General features: G+C 48.5%; 21 protein-coding genes and 1 pseudogene. 5 read left to right on the top strand and 17 right to left on the bottom strand.

What is annotated here, in order from left to right:
* Positions 1-87: 87 nt before the first annotated feature.
* From R3B84_13465 to R3B84_13415, 11 genes and pseudogenes are all read right to left on the bottom strand, one after another.
* Positions 88-1,194, bottom strand: a complete 1,107-nt coding sequence (locus tag R3B84_13465) for a PQQ-dependent sugar dehydrogenase (GenBank protein ID MEZ6141575.1) — start codon at positions 1,192-1,194, stop codon at positions 88-90.
* Positions 1,195-1,353: 159 nt separating this feature from the next.
* Positions 1,354-2,997, bottom strand: a complete 1,644-nt coding sequence (locus R3B84_13460) for a LodA/GoxA family CTQ-dependent oxidase (GenBank protein MEZ6141574.1) — start codon at positions 2,995-2,997, stop codon at positions 1,354-1,356.
* A 20-nt stretch (positions 2,998-3,017) separates the two neighbouring features.
* On the bottom strand, positions 3,018-4,370 hold the full coding sequence (locus tag R3B84_13455; protein ID MEZ6141573.1) for a ferritin-like domain-containing protein: 1,353 nt from the start codon (positions 4,368-4,370) through the stop codon (positions 3,018-3,020).
* A 53-nt stretch (positions 4,371-4,423) separates the two neighbouring features.
* A complete protein-coding gene (locus R3B84_13450; protein MEZ6141572.1) occupies positions 4,424-6,088 on the bottom strand; it encodes a YCF48-related protein in 1,665 nt (554 codons plus the stop codon).
* 35 nt (positions 6,089-6,123) lie between these two features.
* Positions 6,124-6,636 (bottom strand): hypothetical protein, encoded by a 513-nt coding sequence (locus R3B84_13445; GenBank protein MEZ6141571.1) that lies wholly within the window; start codon positions 6,634-6,636, stop codon positions 6,124-6,126.
* A gap of 46 nt (positions 6,637-6,682) precedes the next feature.
* Positions 6,683-8,737 (bottom strand): hypothetical protein, encoded by a 2,055-nt coding sequence (locus R3B84_13440; GenBank protein MEZ6141570.1) that lies wholly within the window; start codon positions 8,735-8,737, stop codon positions 6,683-6,685.
* Positions 8,738-8,838: 101 nt separating this feature from the next.
* Positions 8,839-9,414 (bottom strand): hypothetical protein, encoded by a 576-nt coding sequence (locus tag R3B84_13435; GenBank protein ID MEZ6141569.1) that lies wholly within the window; start codon positions 9,412-9,414, stop codon positions 8,839-8,841.
* Positions 9,404-10,540, bottom strand: coding sequence for a hypothetical protein (locus tag R3B84_13430; protein ID MEZ6141568.1), 1,137 nt, complete (start codon positions 10,538-10,540; stop codon positions 9,404-9,406). Before R3B84_13430 ends, R3B84_13435 begins: the two co-directional genes overlap by 11 nt.
* A 146-nt stretch (positions 10,541-10,686) precedes the next feature.
* On the bottom strand, positions 10,687-11,238 hold the full coding sequence (locus R3B84_13425; GenBank protein ID MEZ6141567.1) for an FHA domain-containing protein: 552 nt from the start codon (positions 11,236-11,238) through the stop codon (positions 10,687-10,689).
* Positions 11,239-11,844: 606 nt separating this feature from the next.
* The gene (locus tag R3B84_13420) at positions 11,845-12,237 is read right to left on the bottom strand and encodes a hypothetical protein (GenBank protein ID MEZ6141566.1); all 393 of its coding nucleotides are present in this window, start codon (positions 12,235-12,237) and stop codon (positions 11,845-11,847) included.
* Between the two features lie 187 nt (positions 12,238-12,424).
* Positions 12,425-13,000: pseudogene (locus R3B84_13415) on the bottom strand (IS5 family transposase).
* A gap of 77 nt (positions 13,001-13,077) precedes the next feature.
* Between R3B84_13415 and R3B84_13410 the strand changes: the two are divergent.
* Positions 13,078-14,523, top strand: coding sequence for an IS66 family transposase (locus R3B84_13410; GenBank protein MEZ6141565.1), 1,446 nt, complete (start codon positions 13,078-13,080; stop codon positions 14,521-14,523).
* An 8-nt stretch (positions 14,524-14,531) separates the two neighbouring features.
* Here R3B84_13410 and R3B84_13405 read toward each other — a convergent pair whose 3' ends face one another.
* Positions 14,532-14,732, bottom strand: a complete 201-nt coding sequence (locus R3B84_13405) for a hypothetical protein (protein MEZ6141564.1) — start codon at positions 14,730-14,732, stop codon at positions 14,532-14,534.
* Positions 14,733-14,809: 77 nt separating this feature from the next.
* Here R3B84_13405 and R3B84_13400 point away from each other — a divergent pair, with 77 nt between their 5' ends.
* Positions 14,810-15,895, top strand: coding sequence for a hypothetical protein (locus tag R3B84_13400; protein ID MEZ6141563.1), 1,086 nt, complete (start codon positions 14,810-14,812; stop codon positions 15,893-15,895).
* Between the two features lie 83 nt (positions 15,896-15,978).
* Here R3B84_13400 and R3B84_13395 read toward each other — a convergent pair whose 3' ends face one another.
* From R3B84_13395 to R3B84_13380, 4 genes are all read right to left on the bottom strand, one after another.
* Complete coding sequence (locus tag R3B84_13395) at positions 15,979-16,215, bottom strand: transposase domain-containing protein (protein ID MEZ6141562.1); 237 nt, start codon at positions 16,213-16,215, stop codon at positions 15,979-15,981.
* 91 nt (positions 16,216-16,306) lie between these two features.
* A complete protein-coding gene (locus R3B84_13390; protein MEZ6141561.1) occupies positions 16,307-17,599 on the bottom strand; it encodes an IS66 family transposase in 1,293 nt (430 codons plus the stop codon).
* 100 nt (positions 17,600-17,699) lie between these two features.
* Positions 17,700-18,050, bottom strand: a complete 351-nt coding sequence (tnpB, locus tag R3B84_13385; protein MEZ6141560.1) for an IS66 family insertion sequence element accessory protein TnpB — start codon at positions 18,048-18,050, stop codon at positions 17,700-17,702.
* Positions 18,044-18,544 carry a hypothetical protein gene (locus R3B84_13380; protein MEZ6141559.1) on the bottom strand — a complete coding sequence of 167 codons (501 nt, stop codon included), beginning with the start codon at positions 18,542-18,544 and terminating at the stop codon, positions 18,044-18,046. Before R3B84_13380 ends, tnpB begins: the two co-directional genes overlap by 7 nt.
* A gap of 281 nt (positions 18,545-18,825) precedes the next feature.
* On the opposite strand from R3B84_13380, the gene R3B84_13375 reads away from it, so the two are divergent.
* On the top strand, positions 18,826-19,716 hold the full coding sequence (locus R3B84_13375; GenBank protein MEZ6141558.1) for a hypothetical protein: 891 nt from the start codon (positions 18,826-18,828) through the stop codon (positions 19,714-19,716).
* Between the two features lie 210 nt (positions 19,717-19,926).
* Complete coding sequence (locus R3B84_13370) at positions 19,927-21,153, top strand: hypothetical protein (GenBank protein MEZ6141557.1); 1,227 nt, start codon at positions 19,927-19,929, stop codon at positions 21,151-21,153.
* A 32-nt stretch (positions 21,154-21,185) separates the two neighbouring features.
* Here the strand turns inward: R3B84_13370 and R3B84_13365 are convergent, their stop codons facing one another.
* Complete coding sequence (locus tag R3B84_13365) at positions 21,186-21,527, bottom strand: hypothetical protein (protein MEZ6141556.1); 342 nt, start codon at positions 21,525-21,527, stop codon at positions 21,186-21,188.
* Between the two features lie 125 nt (positions 21,528-21,652).
* Here R3B84_13365 and R3B84_13360 point away from each other — a divergent pair, with 125 nt between their 5' ends.
* Positions 21,653-22,684, top strand: a complete 1,032-nt coding sequence (locus R3B84_13360) for an NAD-binding protein (protein ID MEZ6141555.1) — start codon at positions 21,653-21,655, stop codon at positions 22,682-22,684.
* Positions 22,685-22,827: the final 143 nt, after the last annotated feature.

Below are 22,827 nucleotides of genomic sequence, written 5' to 3'. Positions count from 1 at the left end.
GTTTCGGATAAACGTGTTTTTCCGTCAAACATATCTCGTTTGAAAAATTGTTGTTTCGATGTCGTTTGAATCTGAACAGTGGCTCTTTCAAATCTGTTCAAAACGATAGATCGTCCCGGGAGATTGATTCAGCAGGTAGAGTTCACCATTCGCATCTTCCCCGAATGAAGTGATCGACTTTGGAGCATTTCCATCCGGAAACAAAGTACTTTGAATGTTCTCTCCTACTGCCCATTTTCCATCAGCAAATGACAGCATCCATATAGGTCCGGTAAAATCTGCAAACAGGTATTTGCCAACCAGATCAGGCACTTTCGTTCCACGATAAACATAACCGCCGATAATGGCAATTCCTTCTCCGTGGTCGTATTCGTGTACTGGGTCAGTCAACACGACATCGCTTGCGGAACCAAGGCCTGTGTCGTGGAAACCTTCTCGCAGGCGCCAACCGTAATTCTGTCCTCCCTGGCCCGGTGGTTGCACGTTCACTTCTTCCCAATCGTCCTGTCCAACATCCGCAATATAAAGCTCGCCAGATGTTCGATCAAATGAACAACGCCACGGATTGCGCAGGCCATATGCCCATATTTCCTTCATGGAGCCGGAATTATTGACAAATGGATTTGTAGAAGGTATCGCATATTTTTTGTTTGTATCCTCTGGAAAATCATCGCCGTCAATATCGATTCGCAGCATCTTGCCAAGCAGTTCTCCCAGATTTTGTGCACGATTGCCCGGGTCGTTCCCGGCACCACCATCACCCAGGCCGATGTAAAGAAATCCGTCTGGCCCGAAGCCAAGCCAACCGCCGTTGTGGTTGGCAAACGGTTGTAAAACTTTCATCACCACAATTGCACTGCTTGAGTCCGCCTGATCGGGCGTAGCAGCTTTGACAGTGTAGCGAGCAATGATTGTCGCACCACCAGGCTCGGTGTAGTTGATGAAAAAAGTTCGATTCGTCGCATATTGTGGATGAAATGCCAGGCCTAGCAACCCTTGTTCGTTCCCGGTTGCCAGGGAACTCAGAGTGAGAAAGGGCGTTGCTTTCAAAAGAGGTTGCGATGCAGTCAGATCTAGGATTTTAATTTCACCTCGTTGTTCAAGAATAAAGAGTCGAGAAGAATCACCGGGCGGCGAGCAGGCAAATACGGGACGATTCAGGCCAGTAACAATTTGTTTTACGACAACAGGCATCAAAAACTCCCTCAAAGCAATACGAAGCGTACAGATCTCACATGAAAGAACCAAACTGAACATAAATATATTGTTTGCATTCCGGAGATTGATGGCATGACCTGAAAAGGCTAATTTCGATTGATGATAATTATCAATTCACAAAGTCAGATCAACGAATTAAGGTAATGTGCGTTCGGTTTCAATATATTCGCCCGGGTTCGATGGGTCTGGAGCTACGATACCCAACTGAGACCAGACATCAACCAGCTGCACATGATTGAGTATTCCAGATGCCCATTCCTGCGAGCTCGATCCTCTCTTCACCTGATTTGGCCTCTGAGCGGGCCACCATGAATCACCACACTTGAGGAAGTCGGCTTGCCAGGGCAAAGCCATGCGCTTCGTAACATCCCCGGGAGTCACTCCGTCGACACCTTCAATTGATAAATGCTTAAACCGGAAATCAAAGGGGGTGTGATATATTCTGGGATCACGAAGTATCCAGGATCCTTCCATGCCGGGGAAGAATGAACCGCCGCAAGCGGCCTCCATTGCGGCCTGATCCATGCCAGTCGGAGTCAGCGCGGGGACAGGAGCTGGCGTTGTCCAATCACTAACGAACCACCCGGCAGCCCATTGCTTCATGGCAAAATATTGAAACCGGGTAATCGTGAATTTCCGAGTTTCAGGTTGAGGCGGATTCTGATCAACTCCATCGTTGTGCAGTCTGGGCATGTTTTTTGATCCTGGCCCGTTCAAGTTATCTGGGTCACGGAGTCGGTCGAAAATGTCTGAGCGAATGTTGCTTGTTGGGTCTTCACCAGGTGCTGGCGGAGATGCAAGACTGACAATATCAAAATTTCCGCCGCTGTGGTGAGGTGACGCACTTTTAATCACGAAACGATAATCCAATGCACGCCGCAAGATCGGGTATATGTCCTTAGTAAATGAAGGTCGGTATCCACCTGCCCCGCCAACAAATGCGCCATTATAAATCGTCGCATCCAATCCCAGCTTCCGAAGTGCGAGATCGTACAGTAAATCATATACCGTTACCAGGTTTTCAATTGGCGGTGCGTAGTCAGGCGGGCCGACGATGAGCCAGGCAGGGGCATCAACTTGAATAGTTGTTCCATCGGATACATGCAGCTTTGCAGTGACGGAACCATCTGAAGTGTCATCAAACCAGTTATCATTATTGTCATAATTCAGTTGTCCATTAGGCGGTAAAGGGCCTGGAGTACCGGACTTCCCATACCCTCCTGCCACTGTAAGAAAACCTTTTAAATTCACAAATAAAGTACCCAGGGAATCAATTCTCTTTCCACCAGTGAAAACCGGTGGCCATGTTTCATTGCCCGGGATGGTGCTCGTTCCGCGTTCAATTTCATGACTTGCTGGAGAACCGTCTGCGATGATCGTACGCTGCAGGGGATCTATAATCAGTTTCTTAATGCGCTCGGCTGGATTGGTGATCGCTGCATTTCGCAATGGGTGATTTGCAGGGTAGCCAGTCGGGCCCTCACCGACAACACCTGCAAATTGATACCACACTGCTTTTTTATTCATCAGGTGCACTGACCACTCGATTTTTTGAATTGTTCCACCAACTTCAATCAGTTCTGGCTGATTTTGCGTTTCGTCATATTCAAATATCTTGAAAGTACATGCCTGTCTGCAAAGTTCTTTGTTCGCATCACGATATGATCCGTTGTTAGGCTGTGCAAATTCGCCTGGGATTTCCGGGCCATTAAAATATTCACCACTCGTTCCTACACGAGCGAATCCGATTGCGGGATGAATCTTATAAGTCTTCGACATGAGTTACTCCGTGTAAAAAGTTAAATTCGAGCTTCAATTTCTGTTAATCGTGCAGTATCGATCGTCAAAATGTCATTTGCAATCGCAGATTGCGGATCCCCTGAAATGATTTCATTGAGGATGTCTCTGGAAGCATTAATTAAATCTCGGTGTAAACGCCAGCGATCTGATTCATGATCAGGCATTACCAGTGTGTAAGGCAGTTCGAATGGTGGCCCGGCAGTATCAGTGCCTCCTGCAGCAAGTGGCAGAGTCGCCAGCTGAATGGCGATCTCACGTAGTGAGCCTGTGGCGTAAACCATTTCTGTATAGATCCATCCAACAAGTAGTGAATTACCACTGTTCGGATCCAGTTTGTCCGGCTCATTTGGAAGTGTAGCGGGAACAAGTATCGAATGTCCGATGAATGATAGAAGAATACGATATCTTACATTGAACAGGTGCGCCCATAACAGCGTTGTCGCATCAGTGATCGTACTCGCATTCGGTTGCACAAGATTCGTATTCGGATTGGTAGCAACCGGGTAGGAAGGATCAAAATTATCGGGAAATGCACGATAGATACTCAGAAACCTTCCGAAGTGTGAATCCATCAACTCACTATCATTGTTAGCTGCTTCCCCCTGACGTGCTATGGCTGATAGCGCTTGAATAGCATCATCTCTGGAATTAATGCGGAAAACTTTTACCCCTTTCGGCATCTGGTCAGGGGCTGTCTGCTTGTCATTCGTAGTTGTCCAGGGCTTTTTCGCGGGTGCCTGAAACGGTAACTGTCCAGGAAAATCATCCAGTTCAGGGTCGCTGAATACAGTGATCAACGTTCTGAACAGCATTCCCACATGGTTGAGAAAACCGACCCCTGAACTCCCGACAGCGGTCTGGGCACGTAGTTGAATCTCCGCAATTTCCTCAGGTGTGATAATCGTTGACCCGCTTGTATCTTCAGGCATCTCTGCGAAAAGATATTTTGAAAGTGACTCTTTACTGAATTTTTCCAGCATGAATGGAAAAGGATAAAATTGTGACCGAATCGGAAAATCTTCACGGTCAAGGTTTGTCGGCCCTCCGATGAAGCGTAACAGATTCTGCAGACAAAGCAGGTGCCCCATCTCTTCCTTGGCAATTTTGATAATACTGTAAGACCAATCATCAGTTGACAAGCCAGTTCCTGGAATTGTCTGACTTTTGATCGAGTATGCAGCGTATAGATACTGCACCAGGAGAGCATGCTCAACTTCAGCAGCGGTATGAAGCAAAAAGATTGCCCAGTCGCGCTTACTGAGTTCCGCAGGTCTTGGAATCGTTGCAGGCGCAGCAAGTTCTAATCCTGTGTGAGTCGAGGGTTTTTGAATTTGGATAAAACGCGAGTTCATGCTTTCTCCCAAGTGTTATTGATCTGTTGCAAATATTTACAAAACTTTTCCGTTTATACGCTTCGATACGACAGCGTACTGCTGGCAGAAGTATCATCCGCAGTCAGTCGAAGAATATAATCACCGTCAATTACTGCGTTTCCACGGTCATCAATGCCATCCCAACGGAAAAACTGTAATCCAGAATCGGGTCGCACTTCATCGAGAATGTAACCGTGATCGACACCGAAGCGATCCCAGACATGCAAGGTGAGACGCCTGGTACCGTCAGGAATATCCATCTGTATGTCGACTGGGAACGTCGTGGATTGGATGTTCGAAACTGGCAAAAGCGGACGAGTCCGGTTAGAAGCTACCTCTGTGCTTATCGCTGGCAATGGAGACGAGGTGTACTTATACACGGTAAATCCAGAGGCATACCCTACGGTTACCGGCTTGCCAAAAAATCGAAAGCGGTTAATTCGCAAGCCGATTTCGTTGGCGTCGGTCCATGTTTCCCCGCCATCGGTCGTTGCACTGGAATAACCTGTCGGCCCAGGCGGTGTGAAATCTGACCCCCAACCGCCTACCCAGCCACGTTGTTCATCAATGAAGCCGACTCCTTCAAGGTTCACATTTCCCTGCGGGTCATTGATCTTGATTCGCTTCCAGGTCTTACCGCCGTCCACGGTCTTGAGTATTGCTCCGGCTGTGAAGTTTTCCAGGGAAACAAAGCCAAGTTTGTCATTGAGGAATTGTATTTTCCAGCCCCATTCGCCGAACGGGAACATGTCTTCCTGACCGGCAAGCCGGTTGATCCAGCTGACACCGCCATCGTTGGTTTCCAGCACTACCGGTTTGACTTTGTCACGCGTTGTAGGTGTTGGCTCATTCGCTTTGCCTCCGACAACCCAGCCGTGCATGGGGTCTGTGAAATATACATCGATCAGTATCGATGCATGGTCGGACATGTCGATCGCGGACCATGTAGTTCCGCCATCGGTTGTCTTGATGATGCCGGGAAAATCTTCTGGCCGATTGGTACCTGAACCGTAGACAACCTGATTATTGACAACAGAGATTCCGCAGATGGCAACGGGAGCATCCGCGGGCAGATTGGTTACCCGAGTCCAGTTATTGCCTCCGTCAGCGGTTTGGAACAGTCGACGACTTCTTGATAATGTCCCTGCCCAACCGTTACTCGAGTCTGCAAAACTAATGCATCGAAAATAAACACCCGGGGCAGAGTGTTGTATGTTCCAGGAAACGCCTCCGTCAATCGTGTTGACAATTGTGCCATCGCTGTTGACGGCCCAGCCGGTAAGCGGATCGCTGAACCAGATGTCATCCGTGCGTGCACTTGCCACCGGGGCATTGGTTGTACGCCAGGCAAGCGGGGCGACAGCGACGTAGGGATCTTCCAGGCAGCCTTCGTCGATCCATTGCTGGATGAAGGTAATATCTTCATTGGGGACAGGATCTCGACCTGAAGGCATGCGGTTGTAATCTGCTTCATCGTTTCCGGTGTCTGCTCCAAAAGGTGTCTCGCCTTTCAATGCTTTGATAAGAATTGAACCTGCCCCGCTGCCTACTGTGATTAGTTCCAGGCCAAAGATTTTCTTCGCTACGAATTCATCTCGTGTGATTCCACGCCAGAAAGCGCTATGCGGGCCAGCTGGTGCACTCGGCCCGCCAACAGCGGTATCTAAAATTTCCTGAACACGTTGAAAGCGATTCATCGTAATTGATCCTAGTTAAACGTAAACAATCGAAATCACACATACTGAGCGATCAGGCTTTTCACTTCAGCCCACGAACTGAAATCCACACCTGGATTACCAATCGCACCAAACCGTAACGCCTTCATCCCGAACGATCGAACGAAGGACACATGAAATGCCTCTTCTGTAATCAGAAGGCATTTCTCCAGGGGCAATGTTCCGCGGCCAAGGCGTGACAATGCCAATTGGAAAATTCGACAATCCGGCTTGAGAATTCCCAGATGCGTCGATAAGGTCACACGTTGGTCGAAGGGTGAAAAGAAACTGTCCAGGCCAGTATCCTGCAGAATAACCTTGTATTGATTCTCCATTTCGGACACTTTGTTCGGAACAGCCGGAGGTGTAACACTGTAGAAATCGGAAACCAAACACCAGTCCAATGGCTTACCGTTAGAATCCACCAACGTCTGGATGTCTGCCAGCGCTTCAAGAATACCAGGCATTGGCACGGGCGGAGACCCGGAAACTAACGTCCCGCCTAAATCGAACATGATCACTTCAATCATCGAGTTGCCTCCCTGAAGCAATGACCGAGCATTTCAATGAACTCCTTTACTTCGGTTTGCGTTTGCGTGGTTTCTTCTCCGTTGTCGGCTCGTCTGTGATCGTTTCTGTGATTTCTGCCAATATGTTTTCTGGAACACCTCGCGATTCTAACGTATCGTGCATACATTGGGTGACCGCGTGAGCGTCTTCCATTTCATCCTGCATTTTCAATGCATCGCTGACGCGCTCTGCATAGTATCCATATTCGATGTGCCCCAGGAATCTGGCTGTTTCATCGGCCGTTTTGGGATCCCCAAGCAGTTTCACCAGCGCCTGCGTATCTGCCTTTCTGGCATCAATTTCTTTAATTTCGTAGCGACAATCCTTATCTTCGCCGGATGCCACGAGAAGTTTGTACGGTGCGGCACGGGGCATATGTAAAGCAACGTTCGCATGGATAGCTGCATTGCTCTTTGGAAACCGAGCTGATACTTCCTGTAAGGTATCATGCGCTTTCGTCAGAACTAATGTTCCATCAAACGTGATCACACGACCGACATCTTCACTGAAATAATCCTGAGCAAGATACTCCTGGTCGCGATTCACTGGCGGAGCCACCCTGACCTGGAACGCGTTGGAAAGAATGTCTTCGTCACGCAGTTGCAGGCAGACCTGGATTGAGTAGTATCCCGGCGAATCAATGAGCCATTCATGATGATCAACGGAAAGGAACAGCGACTCATATACGGACTGGCCAGGCTCAAGCACAATCAAGTTCGGCTGGTAACAATAATGCGCGAACGGATGAAACGCCTTGGCTTCCTCACCTCTTTTTCGGACCAGGATCGTCATCGAATCATTCATGCGGAGCAGATGTTCTTCAATTAATGTCGGCTGACTGGTTGTATTCGTCAGCTTCATTTCGATGACAACCGGTTCCATGAACTCGAATTCCGGTGTCTCACGATTAACCCTTAATTCGAGAGCAAAGGCAGGCACAGGCGAAAGACGCGCCTGTTCGAGTGCGTGGTTGGTCCCGAAGTTTGCTCCACCCATGATGACGTAGCGCTCAGGCGCGTGACGCAGAAATAAGAGTTCATCATCTGTGAAACGGAAGTCGAAATCTTTGAAGAAACGGATAGTATTCGCTTCTGAAAAAGTTCCCGTCTTATACAAGTAAGGGTAATTCATGAATGTCAGCAAGTCGTATCCTGATGGCTGAGGAATCCAGGGGGTTCCCAATGTTTTCTGCCAGGCATGCAGAAGGTTGAATGCATGGCCCATCTCGTGAACTGCAGTCCAAAACGCCATACGTTGCCGCCAGGCATCAACTGTGGTTTCTCCAAAAGGGGCATTGGAGATAAAGGAATTTCGAAAAATTGCGGTTCCTTGACGATGTGCCGACCCAATCGTGTCAAACATAATGCCGCCTGTACTTGGACCGTCTTCGTACAGTTTTGCAAAGAACGTCCACAACGCCCAGCGTGGCTGGTTTTGTTGAGAAAGTGGCAACGCCGCGAACCGAGAGAAATGAACCTGCATTGCGTCATGCATTTCATTGGAACTCCATCGTTCATTCGTGCCGGAACCGGCATTGGGCACGATGCTGTCCTGCCCGGTGCGCAGCACGTCGAATCCGGCTCGCTCAAACACATTATCAATGCTCAGCGTTTCGTTCGCTAAGGTCGCTGGCCGATCCACATGCGAATGCGTCTCGTACTCCAGCAAGAGGTCGACACCCTCCTCCGCGTCGTATTCGAACGTAACTTCTCGAAAGTGTGGAGATTTGAAATTGAAATCCTTCACGCGATCAGGAAAGCCTGTGCGTTGAAACGTTGCGCGTAACTGGCCATTCTCAACTCGTATCGAGATAAAATCGTACGGCATCAGGTTTACGTTCCCGAACTTTTGAACAATCGGCCCGCTCCACTCTTCGCCATCCAAAGTGATTGTTTGCGTCAAAGGCCGCGCAACCCAATGGGCGCTGAACTGCAACCCGGACGACCCGGTTCCGCTTGCCGCCATTTGTGGAAAAGTACCATCCACATCAAGACGCAAATTCTCGCGGGAAAATGGAACATCATTATTGGCCTGTCGTTCGTATAATCCGCTGACGTTCATGAAATTGCCTCGTATAGTGTAATTTGTTAACTTCCTATCACGATCCAGAATGCATGTCACGCGTTTCCTAACAGCCGGTTTGCTTGGAAACCTGTTTGCATTTACAGCGCACTTGTGTTCGTTTCAACAAGATCACCATCCACGTAGATTCTGCCCTGGCGGATCAAAATCATCTTGGGTTTACCATCGCTTTTTCGACTGAAACTGCGGAATTCAAAAGTGGGTTTTTCGTTGGAATCCAGCGTAATATCAGCCAAAATCCGTGCTGCCAACGCTTCACCCAGGATAAGACTGCGGGTATTGTCCGTTCGCCAGTGCACTCCGCCAAAGCTGCGGCCCATCGCGACATTCATCGCGAGCTTATTCAATTCACCTTCGATGGTGAGTTTGTCCGCTTCTGCTTTCGGCAATGTTTTTCGCACACATTCATGTTCAGCGCTGGTTATGTAAGATTGAATCGGCTGGGGTTTCGAATAGGGCGTCTCGCGTTCGGTAAGAGTGCTGAACTTGATCGGTTCTGATTTACTCTTGGTCTTGTTAATTGTTTTGAAGAATGCTTTCAGTACAGTGACACACGCACCGGCAACGGTAGCGTGACCAGCTCCATACGCGGGATGATTAGGACTGCCCGGCGTGAAGGCCATTGGTAACAACAAACTCTTGTACTTATCTTTCACCTGCTTTGCAGCAGCGGTGCTTGCAACCCAGCCCGGCAGCCCGTAAGGTCTCTTGCCCGATGGCGCACCGATATTCTGCACGTGGACAAGTCCGCCGTATGCCTCCGGTCTTAGCCGCAGGTGAACCTGCCACTTTTGATCTCCAGACGACCTTGAGCGCTCGAGTAGCGACTTCGGAAACAAGTGCGAGAATATGCGGGCCCCCAAGAACACCAAAGCCCGCTTCGCGTTTGTTCAGACTGCCGTTGTCCCCATATGGATTGCCGTCTGTCCAAAGTGCACCACCTGATAACAGCAGCAGCGTGGCATTGAAATATGCCTGGTGCAAGGCATCCTTATTCACAAAACGAGCAAGATCGCGGGGTGTAGCAATGTATCTTCGGTCCTTCTCGAAATTATCTGGATTACCATCATTGGCAGTGGAATAGTCGTTTCCGTCGATGTCTCGTCCAGTGTTTTGTGCATCAAGCCATGCAGTGAACTCGGTCAGATAGTTGCGGTCCTTTGCGTAAGGAAGTTGTTTCTGATCAATTTGTTGAGTACCGTAGTGAATATCCCGAATCATAAATTGACTGAGCATCGGGCCAAATTCATCTCCTGGCAGGCCGAGGCGGAAAAGATTCTGCGGTGTTATCTTGGCCAGCTTGCCAGATTCGTCTGGCACATCAATTCCCGGCATCAGATGCCCTGCATCAGTATCTGCAACCGCCAGTTGAAACTTTGCATAGACCTCCGCAGCCGCGGACTTAACGCCCGGATCGTCTGCGAATTGATCAAAAGAAACATCCCTGAGCAACGCCATCCAATACAACTCAGTCATTTCGGCAGCAGTCGTAATGGAGAGCACTTGCGGTGCAGGTGGCATCGTATAATGTGCGGGGTGCTGTGTCAGGCGATCGCTTGCAAGTCCACACTGGGGATTTGTCAGTTTAGCCGCACCGCTGGCAAAGCTTGGCACATCTTTGAATGCTGCAGCTCCCTCGGTTGCATCGACAAGCTTCTCAAACTGGCCGGAATCCACTTCGCCAAATTCATTGTGTTTCAGCGTTTTGTGGAAACTGCCTAGTCCCCGGACCGATTTGCCGGCTACTTTATATTCTCGTTTAGTATCGCCGTTGTTGAGCATAAGTGATCATCTCTGTGTAATAGTGAGAGTCTTTTCAAAACAGAATCTAACGAACCTATCAAGTGTTATTGTTCTTTTCTCTGTCGGTGCCATGACCTAAACAGGCTAATTTGGGATCGGCTGAGTCTTGGACTCGCGAATCACTTTTACAATTGCCTGGCATGAAACGCCATGAGCTGCGACCGTGAGTGCACATCAAACGCGAGATAAATGGCACGGGCGTGATTATGAACAGTATGTCTGCTGATGTGTAATTTCAAGCCGATTTCGATTTCAGAATAACCTTCAAGAAGCAAAATCAACACACGCGCCTGAGCGTTCGTCAAGCCGGATTCGCACTCTTTCCAGCATCGATTGGTCTTTGACTTCGGGAGGCTGGAATCAAACGTATCTTCATCCTGCGCTGCGGTTTTATCAACATAAAACGAGATCAATCCAAAGCGGATTATCTGGCCCGCTCCAATCACTCCGGTCTTGATTCGAACACCATCTAAATATGTGCCATTGCGGCTATCGAGATCACGAATCGCGACATCCGATTTGATGATTTTGAATTCGGCATGACGGCGAGAAACACTTTTGTCTGCAACTACAATATTTGCATTAGAGCTTCTTCCTAGCGTAACAACACCCTGAAAAAGCGAAATTCGTAAGAATGGTGCAAGGATAGAACGAAGATAAAAAGGTGAAGGTACCATGGCAATATCTCTTCTAACTATGTTCGAAGTCAATGATGACCAACTTTGCAAACTCAGTCGAGAATACGTGACCGATGTAGTTAGTTCATATCAACACAAATGGAACCGTTATGTTCCTTGTTCCATTTGCACTCGGTTGCACGAACTCAATGAGTTGTGATGCGGAGTCTTACCTTGTTACACGCTAGCCTCTTTGATTTCGGACAAGAAAATGGGGTCATTCGAAAACGATTGTGCGTTTTTTCATTTTTGTTGTCCGATATTCGATTTACTCGCGGGTGTCTTATGGGTAAGCGATTTTGAATTGCACCGCCTGAAACAAGACAAAGTGCGACCGGTCATGCGCAGATCGTCAGGCGTCAACTTGGCTTTTGAGCATGTGATGAGCAAAGTGTTCGCGAATCAGAGGATGGCAATCGATCGCCGTTTCCGAATTGATGTCAGCGTGAATTGCCAGAAGCCCAAAATCGGCGAAAAACGAAGACGCAGTATTCCAATTCTCATCAGGGATTGGATATCCCTTCGCCTGTCCAGTGCTCTGATCCAGCCTGTTCATGAATAACAGGTCGGTCAGCCCGGCGATGACAGGTGGGTTTCGCAGTACTCCTAGGCATCCCCATTCTGCGGGACGATCAACAGGCTGATCAATCGCAGGATGGTGAGTAGACGACGCGCGCCGAATTCGCCGCACTTGTCAAACCAGTTCTCAAACGCGGCAAGCATCTTGAAGGTCGTGCCGCCTTGTCCCTTGCGGTCTGCTTCCTTGAACTTCACCATGTCGCGCCGGCGGACGTCACCACCGTGGGCACGGGCGAGGAAACGTCCCAGCAGGTTTAGCGTGATCGCGTGGCCGTCCACTCCGCGGCTGGCTGCGATGAGTTCGGGATCGTCGGCCTCGATTTCCGCCGCGCGGGCTCGTTTGGCGCCGGCGTGATGGCGCAGCGCCGCGATGGCTTCTTCGCTGCGATTGCCGAGGTCCACGCGGAGCTGGCTGCCCATTGGTATGCTGGATCCCGAAAGAAGTCCATGAGAAGGGATGATGTTTCGACGGCAACTTCCTGGAGTGTTCTGGTGAAAGGACGTTGCAGCAATACATCATGAAATTAGAAAATCGCTTCTCGAAAGCGTTTTTGTGGTCTTGACAATGGGGTCTAGTATACAGTATACTCTAGTCTCAATGTCGAAGCTAGGTTCTGTTGACGAATGAACGGCATTTGATGAACGTAGCAGCCAGATGAATGAAGCTCAGAAAGCAGTCTGACAGTTTGTCGTATTGAGTTGCAATTCTTCGAAATTGCTTCAATTTATTAAAGAATCTTTCTATTTTGTTACGGCTTCTGTAAGCTTCTTTGTCGATTGGCCATTCTTCCTTCGCAGTTGATTTGTTTGGGATATGTACTGGAATATCCCCTTCTTCGATCACTTTTGATCGGATACGATCGCTATCATAAGCTTTATCTGCAACAACTTCCTCGATATCAGGAACTTGTATGATGCTTTCATCAAACAGATTGTCGAATTCAGGTGCATCTCCAGCTTGTCCAGGAGTTACTTCCACTGCGATTAACGTGTTTTCGTCAAGACATGCAACGTGAATCTTCGTACTCAATCCCCCTCTACTTCTCCCAAGATCCTGATCATCGTCGTCACCAGTTTTTGCCGCGCCAGCAGCATGTTGATGTGCTCGAACTACTGAGCTATCGATGAATATTCGTTTGATGTTTTCCAGTGGTGTATCTTTCGGCATGTCCTCAAAAAGTCGCTGAAAAACATTGGTAACCGTTCACCGGTTCGGGAATTGGCCTTTCGCAAATTTCAGCCATTTTCTATAATCCGGTGATGGAAATCGAGTCGTTCAATTCCGAATGTCCTGGGTGCCAGCAATTGCTCAAGCAGGTTCATTTGCTGCAACAACAGCTGATGGATCAGCAACAAATTATTCAGCAACAACAAAAGACAATACTGGCGATGGAAGCTCGCATTCGTGATCTGGAAGACAAGCTGAAACCGCCTAACAAGCAAGAACCTGCAGAAAAAGAAAAATTAGCTTCCCAAAAGCCGACTGGTCGCAAACGCGGGGCACAACATGGTCACAAGGCAAATCTGCGAAAACCCTTGCCTCCTGAAAGTGTGGACTCCTTTATCAAGTTCGTGCCAGAAACCTGTTCTCGCTGCCACAAATCACTTGTTGGCTGTCCGAATCTACCTGAACCCAGGATTCATCAGCAAGTTGAACTGCCACAGCAGCCTTTAATCGTAACACAATATGAAGGTCATTCCCGGAAATGTGCTGATTGTGGACACACAACGGCGATGACCATTCCTGCCGAGTACCGCAACCATTGCACCGGTCCTCGATTGACAGCTGCTCTGCTATGTATGGTGGGTCAGGATGGATTGAGTAAACGGTCAATCGAACGAACTTGCAAAACGATTTTTGGCATAGACATATCCTTGGGAACCATCAGCAATCTGGAAGCCGAGGCAATTCCGGCATTGGACGCACCTTATGAGGAAGCTCGTGAGAAAGTTAAAAACGCTGATGTAAAGGGGTTTGATGAAACGGGCTGGAAAGAGGCGGGCCACAAACGCTGGTTATGGACAGCGATTGCGGCAAAGATTCATATCGTAGTATTTCTCATTCATGCACGTCGCAATATTGATGCATTGAAAACGTTTATGGGTGAAGCACTCCCTGGATTTGTCAGTACGGATCGCTGGAAGGTATATGTGAAGAACCTTCCTGAAGATAGCCATCAATTATGTTGGGCACATTTGAAACGCAACTGGGAGGCATTGTCCAAACGAAGTAAGCGAGCGACAAAACTCGTGGATCACTGGCTTGAATTACACAAGGAAATATTTGAGCTATGGCATATTTTTACGAGAGATCATCAGATAAGTCGCCAAACATTGCAACAGCGGATGAAACCGTTGAAGGAACGCGTACGCACGCTGCTGAAACAGGGGCAAGGTAGTAAGGACCAAACAGTTGCAGGGTTTTGCGAGAGGGTGGCCAAAGTAGAAAGGCGTTTATGGCTGTTTGTCGACCATGAGCATGTTCCGCCAACGAATAATGATGCGGAGCGTGTACAACGTCGCGCTGTGTTGTGGCGGCGACGCAGCTTTGGTTCTCAAAGTGCTCGTGGCTGTCGGTTCGCAGAGCGAATCCTGACGGTATGTGAAACATTGAAACTACAGGGGAGAAACGTATTAGATTATCTGGAAGAAGCGATCAACGCACACCGGAAAGGCAAACCTGCACCGAAACTTGCAACAACATAAGTGAACGGTTACAACGCGGGCAGTTCTGCTTCCTTGCTTGTTGGTGCACCTGGCTGATGGTTGACTGGTGCTGATGCCTGGGCAGTTTCACCCGCTGCCACCTTTGGTGCCACCTGTCGTTTACCAGCGGAAGATTTTGACGGCATTGGTTCTGCTTTACCAGCAAACGACTTGGGCTGTATCGAAATAATCTCCTGTTCTCGCTGCATAATGGTTCGTTTCCAAAAATAAAATTGAATCGCACTCAAACTCTGCTGACGACAGTATTCCGCAATCGAAAACCCACTTGTCAATTGCTGCTGCAAATGCATTCGCCAAGATTGTTCCAGTACTAAATTGCGACGATTCTTCAGCATCACTGATCTCCTTGAAACAAGAAACCAGCAGCTTACCACGCTACACAAGACAGTCATTCACCGAACGGATACCCTTGCACAGACTTGGCCTCCTTGATCGCACCCTCACCTTTTTTGGTCAAATCCTTTTCCCTGCAAGGTACCTCGAGCAGTTTCTTGAAGAATATCGAACAATTCAACCTCACCAGCCCTCTGAAATTGCTGCTAGACGGGCTATCCTCGCTGCTGTCGATCAAGGAAGTCTCCGCTCACTTTCTATGACTTCCAATACTCTGCCCACACTTGACGAGCATCATCTGGAAGAAAAACCTGCTCACTTTCATCTGGCCGATGCCGTGAATTGGCTGAAGCGGGTCGGACAGCTATCAAGAGCAGAAACGGATCGCTTACTGCAAATGTGCCACCGCCCAACTAGCGATGGCGCGATGTTCCATACCGCGGCATTGAGTGGGATCAGGGTTGGACTATCAACCTTGGTAACTGTGCACAAAGCTGGCCTGCTTGATAAGTTCGTCACAGGCATTAAGTTTTATCTAGATCCGGGTGATATTGAATCAATGCGCCAAGAATTGCTGGGTGTTGATCGGCGGGCTCAACGGATGAATTGGAGCAGGGAACTCCGCGGGATGTTGACGTCGGATGAGCGTGTAAAACCTACTATGCCGAATCATCCTGAACCTATGATAGAAGCTGAAGGCCTGACCGATTCTGCTGAAATCCATCCGACCCTCGATGCTCTACTACTTGCCGATCAGCACCAGATCCCCCTGTTAGCTGATGACCGCTTTCTTCAGACAAAATTACTCAATGCTCGCAATGGTCAAGATGGACAAGCCTTCGGAGCCGAGCAATTGCTAGTTACTCTCGCTAAAAATGGGAAATTGAACATCGCAGAATTTAGCGATGCCTGGCTCCAGTTAGCCAAGTGGCGATACCGCTTCATGGTGCCTAAGCCAGAGATCCTGATAGAGTTCGCAAGCAGACATATGTACCCGTTCAGTGAACGACTGTTCTGATTTCATACATCCGTGAGTTGAGTTTCTCACAACTTGCAGAGCTCGTTGAGATTTCGCAATTGTTTAGAATCGGGTAGATGGATTCAGGATGGTGTGGGATTGTTGTTGTCGAATTGTTGAGGTTTCCAGGCTGCAGGGGATAGCTCGCTCAGGCGATCCTTGGGCCAGGTGGGCAGTTTTGCCAGGATATCGGTCAGGTAGGCCTGCGGCTCCACACCCGCGTGCAGGCACGATTGCACGATGCTGTAGATGATGGCTGCATTGCGACCGCCTTGTTCACTGCCTGCAAACAGCCAGTTCTTGCGTCCCAGGGCAATCACTCGCAATGCCGCTCCGCGGCATTATTATCAATATTCAAATACCCCTGCTCGGTATATCGGTGCAGGGCCTGCCAATGGCGCAACGCATAGTTCACCGCTTTGGCAATCGGGCTTTGGGCAACAACTTTGGTGCCTCCGCATGCAGCCAATCGTGCAATTCTTTCAACACGGGAATTGCTTTTTCCTGGCGAATCTGCACTCGAGACGCTTCCTGCACAGACAATTCCCAGGACTGCTCAGCCAGATCCTTCTTAATCTCCTTTTCAATCCGATACAGTTTGCTGATCAGCACCATGGCCCGCGCAGCCTGCAGCGGTGCCGTAATCTGGGCCTCATGAAACTTGCGCCGCGCATGTGCCCAGCACGCCACCTCGGTCATATTTTGCCGGGTGTACAACTGGTCGTACAAGTTGGCTGCATCCGCATGCAAGTAGCCGTTGTAATCATTCAGCAGTGCTTCTGGCCCTGCGCGTGCTTTGCTCAGTGTGAAGTCATAAATCAGATGCGGATGCAGTGCATCACCAATCGCTACCCACATGCGGGCGGGATGCAACTGACGCTGATTATCTTTTTTCTGCAGTGGCAAACTGGTTTCATCGATATGAATTACCCGGGATTGCAAGAGATCCGCCAGCATCCAGCAATAAAGTGGCTCCAGCAATTGCGCGACATCGCCCAGCCAACTGCACATTGTAGAGCGAGATAACTTCAGAGCGGCTCGCTGAAACAATCGTTCGAGCCGGTGCAGCGGCAGATGATCAACAAACTTACTGACCAGAATAAAAGCCAGTAACCCAGGTCCAGCATTTCCCTTGGGAATCGGATTTGCAGGTGGTTCTGCCACGCGGATCAAGTCATTGACGGGTACAGGGTTGTTATCCGCAGGCCGGCGATCAAGGCAACGTTGACAGGCATATTTCTGACGGGCAAACTCCATCACAAATATTGAAGCAGGTTTGTATTCGTAACGACTACTGATCACTTCGCCAATTCTTGTCAGCGGCTGGTGACAGCAGGAGCAGGTTTTCTGTTCCGGCTCAAGATCAATCACTACCCGCTGCCGAGGCAAATCTGTCAGTGGCCGCTTGCGTCCATGACCTTTGCGACGAGTTGGCGATTCTGGCTCGATAACTGGTTCAGGTTCGAGTTCGATAACAGGCTCTGGTTCCGGTTCCGGCTCTTCAAATAACTCCCCTTGGCCCGGGTCAAAATATTCCCGTTTCTGATTCCGACCAGATCGCATCAGGTTGTTGATCTGGTTCTGAAGGGATTCAATCAGTGCTTGTTGCTGCAGATACTTTTCGGAAATTGTCCGAATTATTTCATGACACTGACCGAGGTCAACGGGTAGAGAAGGATCGTGATCAGCCGATGACTCGCTCATACTATTAAGACGCGCGAGGTAGCAAAAACTATCAATCAATCATGGAGAATTTTGATATTTTTTCTGAAATCAATTGAGAACTGATTTGCCAGTGAAATCTTCAGTCGGCTGGTCGCTGATAACGATGCTGACGTTGAACCTTACTCAGATCGATTCCCTGCAGAATCAGTTGCAGATCAATGCCGGTCAACGTCAGAACGGCACTGGGATCTTTCGGAAACAGAAAGTTGCCTTGTTCCAGGCGTTTGTACCAGATGGCCAGGCCATCACGATCCCACCAGAGCAATTTCAAGCAGTCGCCACGGCGATTGCGGAAGACAAACAGATCACCAGACAACGGATCCTGACCCAAATATTGCTGAACCAGGAAACACAAGCCATCAAAACTTCGCCGCATATCCACGGGATGCGTGGCCACGAATACACGCACGCTGTCGGGCAGATTCAGCATGATGATTCTCCCAGCAGGTGAACGATTTCTGCTAGTAATTGCCGATCGCATCCCGCCCGTACGCGGATCGTTTGTTGACCAGACAGAATAATCTCGATCGGCGTATCGCTATATTGTGGAACCTTGAGATGTTGAAAAACGACCGGGATGAACGCGGGCGGTTCTGCTTCCTTGCTTGTTGGTGCACCGGGCTGATGGTTGACTGGTGCTGATGCCTGGGCAGTTTCACCCGCTGCCACCTTTGGTGCCACCTGTCGTTTACCAGCGGAAGATTTTGACGGCATTGGTTCTGCTTTACCAGCAAACGACTTGGGCTGTATCGAAATAATCTCCTGTTCTCGCTGCATAATGGTTCGTTTCCAAAAATAAAATTGAATCGCACTCAAACTCTGCTGACGACAGTATTCCGCAATCGAAAACCCACTTGTCAATTGCTGCTGCAAATGCACTCGCCAAGATTGTTCCAGTTCTAAATTGCGACGATTCTTCAGCATCACTGATCTCCTTGAAACAAGAAACCAGCAGCTTACCACGCTACACAAGACAGTCGTTCACCGAACGGATACGACATATTGACTTCCCTCCTGGTCAAGAGCTTCGCGATATTTGTCGGTATGTTCATGATTGTTGCTTGGACCCAGGACTCTTCTGTGGACAAGAGCCTACAACGCCACCAGTCACAATTGGGTTGCGATATTTCACTTGTGTGGTAGAGGCTATCGGACAATTTCTGATGCAAGTTTGGCATGATGCCAGATTTGACGGGGAGGTGAGGATGTCTTTGACGAAATGGTGCGTGAGCGAATTCCTACCGCCTTCTCCTCGCAACCTGCCGCATGCTGCCTGCACTGTCGCTGCAGCTGACATCCCCCGCCTTTTGCTCACATTCGCCTTACTGAAAGCGTCTCAATTCCAAGATATCCAGCGTTCGAATGATTCACGTGTCGCTATCACAGAAAAACTAGAGGTAACTGTCGAAGAATACGATGACATCATGTCTGCTATTATCGAGGTAGAGTTGGAGCAACCAATAGTTCATGAGTATCGAGAACAAATAAAAAACTTTCGCCGCTTAACAGTCAAAACTGCATTCCTTCACCAAGAACTAAGTGTTCGCTTTGGCACTGTGTTAGCTGAATTAGGTATTAGTAAGTCTTCTGATTTTGAACCCAATGCCACTGCTTTATCAGCTCTAGTTGATTCATCTCATCCACAACTGATTAACTATTCTTTCGGTCCATGGATGTTTCTGAGAACGTCTCAAGACGGCGAACCGGACGAGGCACACTATATTCCGGACTTTTTGTTTCACTCTTCTGCCATTGTGCGAAACGCAGCGATGAAGCATCTGTTTCATTCTGAAGTAACAATTACACATTTCTTTACGCCAAACACTCTCAAGGCAGCAGAAGAGTTAACACCGGACATAACCCATACGGACAATGTTAAGTTTCGCACTGCCGCCCGTGCATTAGTTACAGCAATGTCGAAAGATTTCCTCTTTGCTCTCGCTCGACTTCACCAAGCACACGGAGCTCGATGGGAGGAGGAAATCAATGTGGCGTTAAGGCAACTACTTGAGCCACGTATAGGCTTACTCGAAAGCATCCCCATTACATGTTACAGCTTACCCAGAAATAGCTCCGAAGAATTAATTCAAATCTAGGTTTCCGAGAAAACTCTAACAGAATCCCTTGAGAGGTATTACCAAAGATTCGGCCACCTTCCTTTAGCCGCACCATTTGCTATTGAATCCCTTGTGCGGGCATGGACTTTAATTCACGGTAATGTAGGTGTATGGAACGAGATCTCAACTTGGGCAGATGACTTTGCTCACCCGTTGAAGTGCTACCATTTTTGCCGCGTTTTCTTAAGCATGCCTAGTATAGTACCTTCCGAAAGTCAAACAGAGGCTTGCTCAAGAGTCGCTGACATTCTTAGCGGATTCACTACAGCAGACGCAAAATCCACTCCTCGCGGCAAGACATGGCATTTTCTGCACACTGTTGCGCAACATTATGTCCAGACACTGGAAGTAAATTCACACATTTCGGATGCAACAATAATCGCCTCACTAGCCTGGTGGTCAGCTGCACAAGTAACTGCTGAGATTTTTTCATATAACGCGAGGGACCTTGGGAATAATTCAGAAATCATCAGTCTGCTCCAGCTTAGTATCCCTGCTCAACTTGCACATCGCTCAGCGATTAGTTCTTTGCTAGGACGCCCTCAGCGTGCTCCATCATCGCTCGCATTTGTTACGACACATTTTACTGCTCTTTGGCGGATTTCTCTCCTGGAGGCTGGTCCTGCGAGCGAAATTACATTACTTAGGAACCACCAAGATACTGTTGACGTATTAGTTGCACATTGTCTTCGTGCTGGATTCCCAGTTCGAGATGGGATCGCGGAACCGCCCATTCTAGCGATCGACGCAGCCTTCGATCCAATCGCGATCCGTTGGCTATTTGCATCGAGAGAGCAAAATCATTCGGAAGATTTGACCCATTTTGAGCCCGAAGCTGATGAAGATGCCACAACACCATTGCTTGAAAAATTAAGAATAATTGGAGAGTTATCTCCAGATGGCCGAGATTTCTTGCTCTGCCAATTTCGAACAGCAGTTGGGCTTGGCATGATCGTGGTACAAGATATGATTTGGATCCAAGAAAACCCAACTTGGCTGGGTTATATTTTCACGAACTTTGCCAATGATGAACTTGAACAATTTTGCTTGACAATACTGGAATTAATTCGACAGGGGTCAGAGGAATTCCAAATCTCAATTCAGCGATTTCTGCTCCAGCAAGTGAACCGGGAAGATCTCCAAACCGATCGTCGCGTAGTCGCCATGCGGGCGATTATCCAATCATCGATCATTTCTGGGCACCTTGGCACTCTTGATCTACTTGTTAATAGCGTCGTGGTTCCAGAAATCCTATATTCGTTAATTGATTTGAAGCGACGCCTTGATGAGATACGGCGAGTTTTACCTCCGCTAGTGCAAGGTCGGTTACGATCAGTTCTGGTACGCTTGCCTTCGGATGATAACAGTTCACCACATGGTGAGGCACCAGACTCCGTACCGATTGATTCGGAATAAACCATCATTGCTGAAACAAATTAATCTGGGAATCAAATACATTTTGCTGCTCGCTTAATGATGAATAAGAGTAGTTTTGTTACGAACAGCGTCCCTCTTGGGGAGGTATTCAAATGTGTACTTTTCTCATCACATTTCGAATCAACCCGTAATTCATCGGGATTTTCCAAGTTTTTACTATTACCATCAATTTGCGAATTCTGTTCCTGACGATACCACTCAGTAACTGACTGCTTCGCATTTTGCTTCGCTTGCTCTGCACCTGCCAGTGCTTGTTCGTAGTCTTCATCAGTTACCTGCCAGTAGTGTGTATCAGCAACTGCAATCGAGTGACCTATCCAAGCACTGGCGACGTGCTCAGGAACTTGCCTCACCAATTCTGTTGCACGATGTTCGGGTCAAGCTGTAGCGGCTCTAACCAAAATTCAGACTTGAAGATGAGCTTGAAACAAATACAGAATCATTTCGCACCTCCTTTTCTGACCAGAGCAATGAACCGATGATTCAGCGCCTCCTCAGCCGCCGACAGGTATTTGCGATTTCGTTGCCATTCATTCTGATTCTGATTGGCACCATCGGTTACAAGCTGATCGGTGGGCCTCAGTGGTCCTGGCTGGATGCGTTGTATATGTCAGCCATCACGCTGACAACACTGGGATACAGTGAAGTTCATCCACTCAGAGATACGGGGCGGTTATTTACAATTTGTTTTTCTTTTCTTGGGATTTTCACACTATTTTACATCGCTACTGAAATTGTTCGCAGCATCATCAGCCTGGATATTCGCAAAGCAATCAAGGAGAGTCGCATGACCCGAGCTCTGGAAGAGATGAATGACCACATTATTGTATGTGGAGCTGGTCGAATGGGCCGAATGGTATGTGAGGAATTCGAACGAAATCATCTCCCCTATGTCGTGATCGACCGTGATCTGAAACGGCTCGATGAGATTAATTTTGAATCAGGTGTACCGCTGGTGGGTGATTGTACTTCAGATGAAGTTCTGGCCAAGGCACACCTCCCCACAGCAAGGTCCCTTGTCAGCCTGCTTCCCTCGGATGCAGACAACCTTTATGTAATCCTCACTGCTCGGTCGATGAATACCAAACTCCAATTAATTTCCCGAGCAGAAAGCGAGAATTCGGAAGCAAAACTCAAAAGAGTCGGTGCAAATCACGTGGTAGCACCATATGTGATTGGCGGGCACCGTGTCGCACAGGCTGTTTTGCGCCCAACTGTTCATCTCTTCTTTGAACAGGCAAGTAGCCACAAAACCGAAAGTTATCGCATTGAGGAGGTAGGCGTCGCTGTTGGCAGTCCTTTTGTAGGCAGAAGCCTCAAGGATGCTGGAATCGGTATTGATTTGAAGGTAGTGGTTATCACTTTACATCAACCAGCTGGTGATACGATTTTCAACCCGGACTGTGACGTCACCATTGAAGCTGGCAGCACACTGCTGGTAGTGGGCATGGCCGATGAAATCGTACGCCTGCAACAGCGCACGCGAAGATTCAATGCAAAAAATCAGTAAACGTGCCTTGGGTAATGTGTCATTTAAGGGTTTGATTACACTGGCTTCGCATCGATAGAGGAGCCAATACCAAAAGATATCGAATCCGGAAAAACCGCTCACTTGTCCATAAAAACAGCCCATCAGGCACGTCACAGCGATGA

The organism is Zavarzinella sp. (assembly GCA_041399155.1).
GTDB lineage: Bacteria > Planctomycetota > Planctomycetia > Gemmatales > Gemmataceae > JAWKTI01.
This window is presented reverse-complemented; position numbering and strand designations above follow the sequence as displayed.

Bases quoted from the DNA above. Each gene is read 5' to 3' on its own strand.
- R3B84_13445 (MEZ6141571.1), bottom strand. From the start codon at position 6,636: ATGATTGAAGTGATCATGTTCGATTTAGGCGGGACGTTAGTTTCCGGG.
- R3B84_13465 (MEZ6141575.1), bottom strand. From the start codon at position 1,194: ATGCCTGTTGTCGTAAAACAAATTGTTACTGGCCTGAATCGTCCCGTA.
- R3B84_13430 (MEZ6141568.1), bottom strand. From the start codon at position 10,540: ATGCTCAACAACGGCGATACTAAACGAGAATATAAAGTAGCCGGCAAA.
- tnpB (MEZ6141560.1), bottom strand. From the start codon at position 18,050: ATGCTGAATCTGCCCGACAGCGTGCGTGTATTCGTGGCCACGCATCCC.
- R3B84_13380 (MEZ6141559.1), bottom strand. From the start codon at position 18,544: ATGCTGAAGAATCGTCGCAATTTAGAACTGGAACAATCTTGGCGAGTG.
- R3B84_13390 (MEZ6141561.1), bottom strand. From the start codon at position 17,599: ATGAGCGAGTCATCGGCTGATCACGATCCTTCTCTACCCGTTGACCTC.
- R3B84_13410 (MEZ6141565.1), top strand. From the start codon at position 13,078: ATGGAAATCGAGTCGTTCAATTCCGAATGTCCTGGGTGCCAGCAATTG.
- R3B84_13405 (MEZ6141564.1), bottom strand. From the start codon at position 14,732: ATGCAGCGAGAACAGGAGATTATTTCGATACAGCCCAAGTCGTTTGCT.
- R3B84_13440 (MEZ6141570.1), bottom strand. From the start codon at position 8,737: ATGAACGTCAGCGGATTATACGAACGACAGGCCAATAATGATGTTCCA.
- R3B84_13360 (MEZ6141555.1), top strand. From the start codon at position 21,653: ATGATTCAGCGCCTCCTCAGCCGCCGACAGGTATTTGCGATTTCGTTG.
- R3B84_13425 (MEZ6141567.1), bottom strand. From the start codon at position 11,238: ATGGTACCTTCACCTTTTTATCTTCGTTCTATCCTTGCACCATTCTTA.
- R3B84_13460 (MEZ6141574.1), bottom strand. From the start codon at position 2,997: ATGTCGAAGACTTATAAGATTCATCCCGCAATCGGATTCGCTCGTGTA.
- R3B84_13455 (MEZ6141573.1), bottom strand. From the start codon at position 4,370: ATGAACTCGCGTTTTATCCAAATTCAAAAACCCTCGACTCACACAGGA.
- R3B84_13375 (MEZ6141558.1), top strand. From the start codon at position 18,826: ATGTCTTTGACGAAATGGTGCGTGAGCGAATTCCTACCGCCTTCTCCT.
- R3B84_13370 (MEZ6141557.1), top strand. From the start codon at position 19,927: ATGCCTAGTATAGTACCTTCCGAAAGTCAAACAGAGGCTTGCTCAAGA.
- R3B84_13450 (MEZ6141572.1), bottom strand. From the start codon at position 6,088: ATGAATCGCTTTCAACGTGTTCAGGAAATTTTAGATACCGCTGTTGGC.
- R3B84_13420 (MEZ6141566.1), bottom strand. From the start codon at position 12,237: ATGGGCAGCCAGCTCCGCGTGGACCTCGGCAATCGCAGCGAAGAAGCC.